Origin of the sequence: Flavobacterium soyae (assembly GCF_045348165.1) — a bacterium.
GTDB lineage: Bacteria > Bacteroidota > Bacteroidia > Flavobacteriales > Flavobacteriaceae > Flavobacterium > Flavobacterium soyae.
Genome location: NZ_CP150845.1, coordinates 2155163 through 2168643, shown reverse-complemented (window position 1 = coordinate 2168643; position 13481 = coordinate 2155163). Strand labels below are relative to the sequence as shown.

General features: G+C 33.4%; 6 protein-coding genes. All 6 read right to left on the bottom strand.

Annotated elements, in window-relative coordinates:
• Positions 1-59: 59 nt before the first annotated feature.
• Entirely contained in the window at positions 60-1535 is a 1476-nt protein-coding gene (locus tag AABD74_RS09445; RefSeq protein ID WP_406845355.1) for a hypothetical protein, read from the bottom strand.
• Positions 1536-1919: 384 nt separating this feature from the next.
• Entirely contained in the window at positions 1920-2201 is a 282-nt protein-coding gene (locus AABD74_RS09440) for a hypothetical protein (RefSeq protein WP_406845354.1), read from the bottom strand.
• A 193-nt stretch (positions 2202-2394) separates the two neighbouring features.
• Positions 2395-2811 (bottom strand): DUF6960 family protein, encoded by a 417-nt coding sequence (locus tag AABD74_RS09435; RefSeq protein WP_406845353.1) that lies wholly within the window; start codon positions 2809-2811, stop codon positions 2395-2397.
• Complete coding sequence (locus tag AABD74_RS09430; RefSeq protein ID WP_406845352.1) at positions 2801-6283, bottom strand: fibronectin type III domain-containing protein; 3483 nt, start codon at positions 6281-6283, stop codon at positions 2801-2803. The genes AABD74_RS09435 and AABD74_RS09430 overlap by 11 nt, the downstream gene beginning before the upstream one ends.
• Positions 6284-6285: 2 nt before the next feature.
• Positions 6286-11388: a T9SS type A sorting domain-containing protein gene (locus tag AABD74_RS09425; RefSeq protein ID WP_406845351.1), complete on the bottom strand. Its 5103-nt coding sequence runs from the start codon at positions 11386-11388 to the stop codon at positions 6286-6288.
• 4 nt (positions 11389-11392) lie between these two features.
• Positions 11393-13459: a fibronectin type III gene (locus tag AABD74_RS09420; protein WP_406845350.1), complete on the bottom strand. Its 2067-nt coding sequence runs from the start codon at positions 13457-13459 to the stop codon at positions 11393-11395.
• Between the last annotated feature and the right edge of the window lie 22 nt (positions 13460-13481).

Genomic DNA, 13481 nt, shown 5'->3' with positions numbered 1-13481 from the left:
AAAAAGTTGTAACACTGCTACTAATAAAATTCTCTTTTTCATTTCTATTTTTACTTTAATTATTTACTGCAATTATTTTTATAATCTTCTAAAACTTTAATCAATCCTTCAAGGGTTTTAAAATCATAGTTTTCAAACACAAACGAATCGCATTTTAGATATTCACTAACATTTTTCCTTAGCTTATCATTACTTGATTTATTGGTGTATAAACCTTTTTCTTGTGCTGGTATTTTTATAATGAAATCAGATGACAGCAATGGATCAACTAGAACCATATAACTACTTTCTTCGTACAAGATTTTATAGAAACTCGAAAAATCAAAGCTTAAGGAATTTAAACTTCCTGCTGCTGCCATTGTATTTCCTATCGTTTTTAATCCTAAATAACATTCTTCTTGTCCGCTTTTTTCGATACAGAATCTGGTTCCGTTTTTTGATTTAAAATTTTCTGTTTTCTCACGGCCTTTTTCATTGGTAAATTTTAATGTTACCGTTTTTCCGTAAGAGGTCATATCTGATGTTCCGCTTGAATATTCAGATTTTATTGACTCAAATTCTGCTGTTATTGGCCCTGATTTTTTTTCTCCTTTTTCATTGATAACGTATCCGTTCTTCTCATAAATGTTGGCAGAATTTGAACGTTCTGCTATTATTTTTTCTGCTGAAGCCTGGGCTTGCCTCTCTACCTTTGCCTGAGCTAAAACTAGTCCCTGATGCTGCAACGGATAACCATTACCTACCAGAACTCTGACAATATTCATAGCAGTAATGTCTTTACTTATTTTATAACCCATTGGGTTACCATGGTTATCAAAAGCAGCCTTAAATACTTTTTTATCAAAAGTGATGAGTTCTTGATTTAATAATTTATCATAACCCGAAGTCATACCAGCCTTTGCATACCATGTTGCTATTCTATAATTATCTAAATCGACTACTTCATACTGTAATTCTCCATTTGTAGCTGGTGATATAACCTTGATATAACCTATTCGCTTATCAAGCGGGTCTTGATTTTGTGCTTTTATGCTATAAATAGTACCTGCATCATCGATTGATAATTGATAGGTATCTGCAACTTTATTTGCCTGATCTATTATATTTTGTTTACCTAAACGCTTTGCAGAAATGCCTGCTGATTCACTATCCAAAAATTTATCAATCTCATCTTTATTCAAGCCTTCGGCAGTAAAATAATTTCGATCTAATAGTTCGTATATAATGCTCCTATCATAATTGAAGGCACTGAATTTTCTGCTCTTGAAATCCAGCTCATTCCATTTTCCTGTTACTTCATCTTTTATTTCTATCCAAGGCAATGTCAACGACGGTTCATTAGGAACACTTTTGATCTCAGCGGTAATGGTGTAACTTTTATCCAGATTGTAAATCGTAAAAATTGGCTTTTTACCTTCTATATACCCTACCGTTTTTTCGTCTAGTTTTATTTCTCCCTTCTCAATTTTAATTTTCTGTGCGGAGATAGAAATAGTATATAGTAATATAAATAGGGTTAAAAAATAATTTTTCATGCGTAAATACTTTTTTATTAATCAGTTTTAATCATAAGTATAGCTAACCAATTTGTTTAAATGGCTACGCTATTCTGTAATTATAAAGTGTGGTATTTGTTGGTATATTTAAGTTGTAAGCTTAATTATGGGGTTGATAAAGCTTCTCTAGACATCTAAATTAATGCTCCCCCCTCAAATATCATTCGCAAAATTTATTTAAATTGATTAAAATCTATAATCCTTTCGTGTGGTACGTTTCAGCTAAGCTCTAAGAATTATAAAATTTATAATTTCTACTCATTTTAATTTATTAAATCTTTATAAAAATACTAGACTTTGACAAGCATAATACTATACGAAAGCATTCGTGCGGTAACAGAGGTATTAGTTATATCTCAATTTTTATCCGATATTTAATTTTAAAACATTGAAAGTTAAATCAACTCCCTTTAATTGATCTAAATTCTGTTTACACTCAAATGCTCTTTCATCCATAAGTCTGTTTTTTTTCTCTATAAAAAACTCACTTATAAATGATATATTTATGATAAATATATCATTTAAGAAAAGAGAATATTCTAACATATCTAGAGAATGATTCTGATCAAGTCCCTTAATTATTAGAATATTTTTGTCTGGAAAGAAAAAAATATTTGTTACTAATACAGCTTTTTCGTTTAACATAATTTTCAAAATTAAAGCCCCAATTCCATTAATCGTTTTAATATTCTACATATTCATCCGAACATACTAATCCGCATTTTTTTTTAATAATTTCCTCTATATCATATTCCATATTTTGTTTTAACTGTATTGTCTACTCATCAACTTTGTAGTCATTTTTACTTGCTATTTATTATAAAATACTTGAAATTTATCAAGCTAATTTTTTCAGCTCATGTGCTTTATATTGTCTTGATTTTTTTTTTCCATCAATAGTTGTGATATAATACAAAAAATCACTATTTTTTTCATGCCAAATTACATCTTCAATTTTACCCATTATCTCAGGACGTTCTATTTCTTGTATCATATCTTCCCATTGAAAAGTCGGTTGGGAAAGAATTTTTTTTATTCCTTCTTTTTTTACTTTTAGCATAAATTTCTTAGATTGTAACACCAAATAATCATTTTCAATAGCTACACATTTGTAAAGCGTTTGCGTTCTGTTATCTTTTACAAAATTTTGAAATTCTTTCTCTACTAAATATAGATTGTTAATCTCTTGAAATTCATCTTTCCAGTATAAATGGATACAAAATACCCATTTATTTAAAAATTCTTTAGTTTCCATATGGTACAAATCCTTGAAAATCGTTAGTAAATGAATTGGTCGGAAATTTTTTCCTGAATATTTCTTCTGCTTCTTTTAAAGACTCAACCGAAGGTTTAAAATGTCCCGACGCATTATCAACTTTATAAATTTTACCTCCTTTAAAACTAATTGTTCCAGCTGCTTTTACTTGAGGATTTTCACCACCTATTAACGTAGGATGAGGTGCTTTTCCTGGAGGATTAGAAAATTCGAAACTTTTTGCTCTTGTCCCAATAATTAGATTATCACTTTCATCAATTACATACATGTATTCACCTCCATTTAATAATTCAGTTGTACTTGCATTTGGATCCAATCTGACTTTTCCTCTTACTGTCCCTGAAGGATTAATAATTAATTCTTCAACCTTAGTGGCAGTTGGATTTTTTAAATATTTACCATTTACCAGTACACCTACTGCTTCATCACCCGCTTTAAAAGCCTCGTCAACTCTGAATAAAACCTTATCAACTTTACTTCCAATATTACTTAACCACTTAAGCTTATTCAAAGATAACCTTTCAAATTCGGGTAAAATAACTGAAAGTGCATTATTTATAGCAATATTTCTATCATCTGCAACCGTTTCTTTTGTTAAAACGTAAGTTATAAAAGCAGGAATTAAATAATCATTTTCTCCAATACGAATATGAACAGGGTCATTTTTCTCAATTATTCCTAAATTTTGTATTTTCTCATTCGAACCTACTAGTGCACCTTTTTCAAAATAATGTCCAGTATATCCTATTTCATATTTAGTTTTAGCCGTATTATTTACACACCAACTTGTGATTGTACTGTAGGACGACTGATCTATAATTCCATCAATCTTTAAAGGTTCCATCAAGTAAAACTGGCTGTTATTGATTTGGTCAGGTGTCCAGTTTTTAAGTCCTATTTGTGAAAGAACTTTAATATAATGCGCTCTGTAATCTAAATTTAATTTGGTAAAAAGATCAGCAAAAAAATCAATATTCGATTTCTGTTTACTAAAGATCCATTTATTGTCAATATTCCTTAAAATATTTAATACACTATTGTTTTCATTTGTACCGCGATAATGGATAGAACATTTTGAGAGAGATTGTAAATCGCTCCAAAGTTTGTCATTACCTCTCGCTGTAATTATAAAATCTGGTGCATCGGCATATAGAAAATCAATTTTATTACAATCGCTTCCTGCTGTTTGAAAAGCTTTGTTGAATTTATTGACAACATAGTCTTTTGCTTTCGAACCTGTTTCTCCAATAGAATATTTTAAAAATCCTAACAAAGCATCATAATCACTTATTCGGTTAGTCTTTAAAATAATTGCCGTTTTATCCTGCCCAGATTCAATTTTGTCGTATAAATAATTGAAATCGTAAGTAATTCCCGAATTTGCAAAATCAATATTTAAACCTATAGGAGAATTTTGTGCAGCAAGTGTAACATAATCTTTTCGGGTACTTAACTGCCCTTTAAAGTTTAGTATTTTCTTCTCGCCATCTACTTCAAATTCAAAATTCTTGTCAATTTTTAAACTTGTCGGAGCTCCAAGACCAGAACCAGTAAGTTCAAAATCTTCATTTAAAAACTTTTCATAATCAAAAAGAACTGTGTTTCCTGAATTTTCCTGCATCCAGGATATTAATTTCTGAAAATTGATTCCTTTGCTAATTTTTTCAGTCAATATTGCCTGCTCTTTTTTATACGCATCCGCTTCTTTTGCAAATTGAGCAACTTTATCAATATTTTCTTTTGAAAAATTCCCTGATGCTTTCCAATCATTTGAGGCTAAATCAAGAAGTACAGGTTTTAAATCCTCTATTTTTTTCTTTAATTCTTCTGGTAAATCAGTATCTTTTTTTAATTCATCAATCTGGTCCTGAATTTTATTAAGATAATCAAATCTTTCTGCTACAAAATCAGCATCAGTTATAGAGTTTTCTTCTTTTTTCTTCAGTAAATCATATAGACCATCAACTGCACTGGTTATGTCAGTAAAAATTTCTTTCACGTTCACAACATTATCCCACTTCGGGTTATAACTAGTCTCAACAACACCGTTAATTAATTGATAATCGGTATTGATCGTAATATTATTGAACTCAACGGCTATTTTAGTATCTTTTAAATAAGGCACTATGATATAACCTCTTCCAGAATATGGACTGTTTTCTCCTTTTAATTCCAGAATGGTTACCGGAAAATCGCCTGCTGTGAAAGTTTCACTCTGAATTAAATTGGTAAGCGGTTTTTGATTCTGAATATTAATTTTAGGGATGATGCCGCAATTATAAGCAGGAACCCCATTAGTTTGTGTAGGCGTTGTAAAGGTGCTGATCGCTGAATAAGTAAACGACTGAATTCCCTCAGTTGCAGGATCACAACTTGAACCTACCCTAAACTGATAGGTTACTCCAGGCTCTAAATTGGTGATTAAACTTTGTGTGTTTAAACTATTGGTCGAGAACCATTGCGCGTTACGTACATCTTGTTTTTTGTATTGAACTTGATATTTAGTATGATCAGGAATTCCCTGCCAGGTTATCTTAACGCTGTTTGGTCCTTGTGCCTCACTTAGTAAAAATGTTGGGGCAGCACAGGATGCTGTATATTTAAAAGAGTAAATTTCGCTGTAACCATCATTTTTGAATATCGCATTCTCTGAAAGTCCTGTAGTTGATATGGCTCTCACACGCCAAGCATAACGCATTCCTGGAGTGAGGATTGGCATACTCAAATTATACAACATAGCAGTGCTAAACAATGTTTCTTCGTATAAAAGCGGCGACATTTGAAACGCAAACTGCGGATCGAGTGTTGAATCGATAAGCTGTTTTAATTCGAACTTATACGATACATTAGTTGCGTTCATCTGGCGCGGTGTCCAGGTGAACATTATATTTGGAAAGTCGCTTGCCGCGATTTGTTCGTTTTTTTGCGGTGTGTTTAAAAGCGGTGGATCGTTTAATAGGAGATAGATACTGGCACAGCTTTTTCGAGATATTTTTTGATTGGTGATATAATCATACATTTCAAAACAAAAATCATACATTCCGTCTGGCAGTGGGTTCGCATATTGCGACGGTGTTATGCCTTGTAAATTTTCTAACCTGAATAAAGCAGAAATATCGGTATTGGTCAGGGTTTGAAATTCTCCTCCATTAATAAAAATAGGTCTTTGTCCTGTTATATAATCACTGCTTCTTATATTGACTCCGTTACCTTGTATGTACAATTTTAAGCGTACCTGTCTTTGCGATATGGTAATGTCAGTAGGGTTTATCAGCAATTGAAATTTGGTATCCATACTAGTTGCGTAGTCGGATATTTTTACACTGTATGGACTTTTAAAAACTGGAGTTAATTGAACAGGGTATAGTTGGGCGTATACATTCCCCCATCCCCCGGGGGAACATTGGGTAAGTAGAATAAGTAAGAATGTATATTTTAAAAGCTTTTTCATTTTTAGTAGATGATAATTTTTTTAACTAGGGTCTGCTGTTCAGTTTCTAATACCAAAAGGTACATTCCGGATTGCAATGAAGTATTAAAATCTACTTCGTAGTTTTTCCTGCCTGAATCTTTTTTCTGCATAGTAAATTCTCCTGTGGTAGAAAACAATCTTAAATTAACTGCACTGTTATTTTCTAAATTGATAAGAGCTTTAAAGTTTCCGCTGCTCGGATTTGGTGTTACGATAAAATCTATAATAAATTTTGGCGCACTACCAGCATTTGGTAATGTGCTTCGCTGTTCTACTGTGATATTTTTATTGTATATGGCGAAACATTCTCCTTGTGTTTGCTGTAGACCTATGGTATAAGTACCCAGGTCATTAAATTTAAGAGTAATGTATTTTTCTTTTAGCTCTACCGTTTTTACTCCTTCAGGAATTATCCATTTTGTGCTTTCGCCAAAAGGATTACTGGTATTAACCAAAATAACTTCTTCATCCAGATATGCCTGAGAACTTAATAAGAATTCAGAACTAATAATGGCCTGACTTGTTTTTATTACAATTTCATCTTCACCTACACATCCTAAAGCCGAAGTTGCTTTTACATGATAGGTTCCCGCTTTTGTTAAACTTACTTTTGCCTGGTTTGAGGTAAATCCGTTAGTAGATGTCCAGCTATATTTGGCATTTTTATCAGCGATAGTTGCGTCAAGTTCTAAAACCTGATCGTTACACAAGGTCCTGTCTTTTCCTAAATCGACTATAATTGGGTTTGGATTTTTTAAACCAAATCTCTTTTTATACACACAGCAGTCCGGACAGCTAATGGTTACCTCATAATTACCTGCAGAAAGATTATTTAAATCTTTGGTCGTAGCTCCGGTATTCCACAAATAGGTATAAGGCAAATTTCCTCCCGAAACATTTAACTGAATTGAACCATCATTTCCACTAAAACAAGTTGGATTTTTTACTGTTTCAGTCGTTAAGATTCCTTTGGGGTCTCCCACAAAAATGCTTCCCTGAACCACGCAGCCTTTTGCATCCGTAACTAATACAAAATAATTGTTTGTGGTAATGTTTTCAATTTTAGAAGTTGTTTCTCCGCTTGTCCACTCATATGTATAAGGAGCTGTTCCGCCAGAAACATGAGCTTCTGCCCAGCCATCATCACCTTTGTCACAGCTGGCATTGAGTTTTGTAAATGTTAAATTTAGTTTTGCAGGCTGCCCTATATATTGAACCGCATCTGTCTCTTTTACCAAAATATTATTGGTATAGGTACCTAATTTTATTCCGTTGGCATCTTCAATATTCAAGGCGTATGTTCCTTCTGAAATGTTGTTGAGTGTTTCTGTTTCTTCATTCCATATCTTCCATGAACCGTCATTTTGCTTTTTCTTCCAGGTGTAGAAATATGGAAGCCCATTATTTTTATCGGCCTGTAACTGGATTCCTCCTTTTACATGTGCGGTTAAAATTCCGTCCTGCGATTCATCTCTTTGATTGTCCTGTGGATTATTATCGGTTTCATTTCCAAATTCATTACTTGCATCACAAGAAATAGTTCTTACTATCTCGAATGTGACTTCGAGCGGATCGGGTTCTTCTAAAGTAATTACAGAATTTGAAATGTTGCAACTCGATTTGTTTGCTGCTGTATCATAATTGGAATCATGAATATTTAACGTATATGTTTCTTCAGGAATTCCGTTTAAAGAAATCGTATAAATACCATTGTTAAAATTAGCAACAGCTGTCTGTATAATCCCTTTACTGTTTTTCCATTCATACCAATAAGAATTATTTGCAGAAATAGTGCCTCCAGTAACTTCTACTACGATTTTTCCGTTTGTTGCCTTATAAAAACTTGGATTTAAAACCTCAGTATATTTTATTGACAAAGGTGCTGATGGCTCAATAATAGTGATGCTTTCCTGCGTTGTGCATCCTTTAGCATCTGTTATAAAAACCCAGTACTCCCCTGCTTTTAGAACCGTATTTTTATCCGTCTCAACGTCATTTGACCATTTATAATCATATGGAGGCGTTCCTCCTGCAACATTTGCCGTTGCCCAGCCGTCGTTTCCACCATTACAGAATACATCGCCTTTGGTTATGGCAACTGTCAATTTCGGAGGCTCCTGCATCAATTGGGTAACATCAATTTCCTGCACCAGCTGATTATTAATGTAAGTTCCTAATACTATTCCGTTTCTGTCTTTTATATTCAACGCATAATTGCCATGTGAAAGGTTGGAAGCGATAGAGTCTTTAATCATCGGAAGGGCTGACCACGAACCGTCTGCCTGCTGTTTCTTCCAATAGAAATAGTAAGGCAAACCGCTATTTGCAGAAGATGCGAGAGGTGTTCCACCTGTAACATGTGCCACTAAAATACCGTCCTGCGATTCGTCACGCTGTCCGTCTTTTGGAGCTGTATCTTTATCATTTCCAAATTCATTATTCACATTACATGAAATAGATCGAACAATTTCAAAAACAACTTTTAGAGGATCAGGTTCAGTTAGCTTTACTTCTGATTCTAAAACTGAACAATTAATAATCTGATTCTCGCCTTCATTATAGTTTTTGTCTTTTATCGTTAGTAAATACTTATCGGCTGGAATACCGTTTAAGCTAATGGTATAAATCCCGTCTTTTATTTCAGTAGCTGCGGTTTGAACATTTCCTGCCGAATTTTTCCATTCATAAAAATAAGTGCTATCATTGTTAGGTGTTCCCCCTGTGATCTCGGCAACAATTTTTCCATTTGTTGCTCCTGCAAAAGTAGGTGCCGTAATTTCCTTATAATCAATTGACACAGCAGATTGAGGCTCTGTTATTACAATACTTCCTTTTATAAAACAGCCTTTTTGATCCGTAATTTCCACATAATATTCACCTACTTTTAATTGAGATATTTCATTGTCATTTATGATCCCGTCATTAATATTATACCAAGTGTAATTATACGGAGCCATTCCTCCGGTTACAGTTGCTTTCGCCCAGCCGTTATTACCTTCATGACAGGAAACATTAATTGAGTCAAATAGTAAATTTAGTTTTACAGGCTCTGCAATTTCTTTCATTGTAGGAATTGAGGTAACTAAAGCTGTCCTATTGTAAGTTCCCTGCTCTATATTATTGGCATCTATAACATTTACTGCGTAATTTCCTTTTGAAAGATTTTGAGCTGTGTTTGAAGTCTGATCGTCTAAAGCATCCCAAACATTTGTATTGGGATTTAATTTTGACCAAACATATTGATAAGGAGGAGTTCCTCCCACAACTGTAGCCGTTAAAATACCGTCTGAGAATTTATCTGCATCTGTATCTCCATTTTCTGTATTGCAAGAAATTGATTGGGTTTCTGCTAAGGTAATTTTAATAGGCTCTGGCTGGGTTAAAACCTGAGAAGACTCTATAATAGAACAATTCGTTTTATTGATTGCTGCTTCATAATTTTTATCTGTTACTGTCAATTTATATTCGCCAGCGGGAGCATTCTCTAATAAAATTGTAAAGGTTTTATCTGCCGCATTATATTGGGTAGTTCCTGTAAATTCTTCTCCAGTTGTTTTTACCCACTTGTAGTCATAAGATTTATCGTCTTTTATGGATCCGCCGCTTATAGAGGCAGTAATTTTACCATTGAAAGCTCCACTAAAAGTTGGATTTTGTTTAAAAGTATAGTTTAATGCTAATGGCGCTAATGGTTCTGAGATAGTTGCTTCTATAATTTTTTCTTCTCCAAGCTGAACTCTTCCTTCTATTAAAGTTTGAACTCTGGCAATACAGCCATTCATGTCTTTTACTTTTATACGATAAGTTCCCGGATTTAAGCCAGTTATAGTACACGAAGCATTGTTAGGAAACGGAATCCAGCTGACTCCATTGTCTAACGAATAATAATCATTTCCTACTACATTACGGGTTCCTCCGGTTGGATTTATGGTTATGATGCCGTCTTGGGCATCATAACATTGTACATTTCTAGTATTTAATGTAAAATCTAACGGAGGCGGGGATGTGATTGTAAATGATTTTAAATCATAATGATCTGTAATAACAGCTGTACTTACACCATCTTTGAACCCTATTAACTGTAATATGTAACTTCCCTTTCTTATACCCGAAATGGTAAAAGATTTATCTGAACCAATATCTAATGAACCATTATAATCAGTAGGAGTATTCTCGGTGGTAACATCCAATATAGTATAATTTAATTGTTCACCATCATATAATGTCCTGTCGAATACAAACTTTACAACTCCATCATCAGTATCACTGCAGGTTGGTTGGGTTACTACTGCCGAATTAACGATTGGTGCAGATAGACGTATAATATAAAAAACAGGATCTGAAACTACTCCACAAGCTTTTTGTCTGATAAAAATTTTATTGCCTACATTATTAAATGTATTTGCTCCAAGAATATCAACTGCATTTGCAGAAAAACTTGATTTTGTGTTATATTGGGGTAAATCTACCCAGTCTGATGAATTAGGATCTTCACTTGGAGATGGCTTTAATGAATACTGCCAATTGTACTCTGAGGGAAGAAAACCTGTGTTTGATTTTATATCAATTTTGGTTTCTGTTGGCAGGTCATTTTTGATTCCAGGATCAGCAATAACAAGAATTGGACGGATCTTTACATTAAAAGAAGATCGCCCCAGTCCATCTCCATCACTATCTACATTCCTAAACTGCTTAAATTCAAAATCTAAATCCAAGCAATGAAACTTATCTGTAGTATAAATTCTTCCCATATTATATGGTCTATTTCCCTTACAGGATTGTCTATCACGTCTGGAAGCAGAAAAAAACATGGATTGCAGAATTTTATCTGCTCTGAATGTAGTTCTAGTATCCTCGTAAGTATAATAGGTAGTAGCCCTATTATCAGAATAAGTAATATCTAAAGCTTTATAATTATCAGCAGGCGTACTAAATTCAAGGGTTACATATGCTGTACCGCAATTATGATGCTCATCATTAATCGCCCAACCTTTAAAAACAACTTCGTATGAGCCTAATTCTGGAGCCTGCCCAAATCCAAACCCAGAAACCATTAAAAAAACTAACAAATAAATCTTCTTCATAAGGCTAATAAACAACGGTTAAAACTTCTTCTTTGGCAGGGCTGTTACTTTCTAAATTTGGAACGAGATGATACTCATATTCCATATTTATTTTTAAATTTTTATCATCCAAAGTAAAAACATCCCCATTTAATTCTTTCCATAATGTTGGTGGGCTGCCTTTTACATTTTTATAAATACTTAAACCAGTTACCTTGTCTTTGCTTTTATTATAATCCCAAGTGAGTATTATTTTTTTATTTTCACGATCAGGGATTCCCTCTAAAAATGAAATCATTTTAACTGGTGTAAAATCTAAAACCTGTACAGTTATTACAGAATGATCTAATGATGACCAAAGATTACTTCTGTCTTTAGCCTGAATAGCATATTGGTACGTTTTTTTATTCTCTACTCTATCATCTGTAAATTCTTGAATGGTATCATTTATCTGTTTTATTTCAAGCCATTTTTCCTGTCCTTTTTCTCTCCTTCTTAAACTGTATCCTACCACATCTTCGCTATAGCTTCGAATCCATTTTAAATGTACTTTACCATCTTTATTATCATAGTCTTTAAAAATTGGAGCAGCTGGCGGAATTTTATCCGGTTTGTCTAAAACCAATACATCAGATGGCTCTGAAATATTAAATCGCATATCTTCGGCAGCAATTCTGTAATAAACTTTGCTGTTTGTCATTTTCAAGCTCACGCTGTCTTTAAAAGTCGTACTTTCATAAGATTTATGATAAATATCTACAAATTCCTCGTCTGGGTTATTTGCTTTTAATATGCGGTAGCCGCGTAAATCTTTTTCCTGATTTGGCTTCCATTTTAATTTTACCGTTCCAAGACTATCAATTACACCTTCTAACCCAATTGGTTTTGCGGGCGGAATAGAATCTACTGGCTGCACCAGCATACTTTGAGAAGTTAATCGCTGATTATTTTTGCCCACAACAGATATGGTAAAATAATTGGATGGAAATAAATTTTCTTTATAATTTAGTTTTCGTTCTGATGGAGAGATTATTTTAGAAACAACTTTGTATGGGCCTTTATCGTTATCTGCCAAATTGATTTCGTACCCTTGAATAAAACTTTCTGATTCTTTGGGATAATCCCATTCGAGATTCACTTCATTTGAGTTAATAATATTATAATCAATTAATCTAGCTGAAGTAACAATCGCTGCTATTCCGGTTGCAGTAATTGGTTTTGTTATTTCACCTTTTTCTCCAAATGAGGTTATACCATACAATCTGTAGTGATACATTTTATCGTTGACACTAAGTGTATCCACATAATACATAGTTTTTGACGGATGATCTTCCTTATCATTTAAATTGACAAGAGCTGTATTTGATATTGGTGTGTAATTTATTCCGTCAGAAGATTTTTCAACCATAAAAGAGGTATAAATTCTTTTGAAAGTTTCGTAATCCCAAGAAAGCATTACTTTTTTATCATCAGGAATGGCAATAAAATCTGTTGGCGCTGGTAAAGCTGTATAATCTTTTAGGCCAATAACATATGATGATTCTTTTACTTTTGGAGTTTCAAATACACTTACCTGATAGGCATATACTTCATTCTTTTTTACATTGGTATCAACAAATCCCCAACCTGCTTTTACCGCTCCTTCAAAACTCATATCTGCGGCATATAAAGCAAAAGTGTATCGCTGATCCAATTCATCAGCCATATTTACAATTTTGGATAATTCTCCCTCTTTTGCTGCAGTTACCTCAAAACTTTCCCCATAAATAGACTGTGCTATAATAGCTGCGTTATTGTCTTTTTGTACCATATCCAGCCATGAATCTAATGGTTCTGGAACCAATGCTTTTGGCATAAGGAGTGTTTTTTCAGGTTTTGGCAAAATAATCCCATCTCGTAAAACTGTAGTTCTTGTTATTACGAATCCTTTTTTGTTTGCTTTTTGCCATTCTATAGGAGAATTAACTGCCCAGCGAATCAAAATTTTATCTTTTTGCGCACGCGCATTGACCATGACTGTCGGGCGCTTAGCTTGAGAGTATGATAACGATACAAATAGTAAAAGAAGTAAAAGAAGTTTATTTTTTGACATTTAAAAATGTGATTATTTCAAT

Coding starts and splice junctions, on each gene's coding strand:
- AABD74_RS09445 (WP_406845355.1), bottom strand. CDS start 1,535: ATGAAAAATTATTTTTTAACCCTATTTATATTACTATATACTATTTCT.
- AABD74_RS09440 (WP_406845354.1), bottom strand. CDS start 2,201: ATGTTAAACGAAAAAGCTGTATTAGTAACAAATATTTTTTTCTTTCCA.
- AABD74_RS09435 (WP_406845353.1), bottom strand. CDS start 2,811: ATGGAAACTAAAGAATTTTTAAATAAATGGGTATTTTGTATCCATTTA.
- AABD74_RS09430 (WP_406845352.1), bottom strand. CDS start 6,283: ATGAAAAAGCTTTTAAAATATACATTCTTACTTATTCTACTTACCCAA.
- AABD74_RS09425 (WP_406845351.1), bottom strand. CDS start 11,388: ATGAAGAAGATTTATTTGTTAGTTTTTTTAATGGTTTCTGGGTTTGGA.
- AABD74_RS09420 (WP_406845350.1), bottom strand. CDS start 13,459: ATGTCAAAAAATAAACTTCTTTTACTTCTTTTACTATTTGTATCGTTA.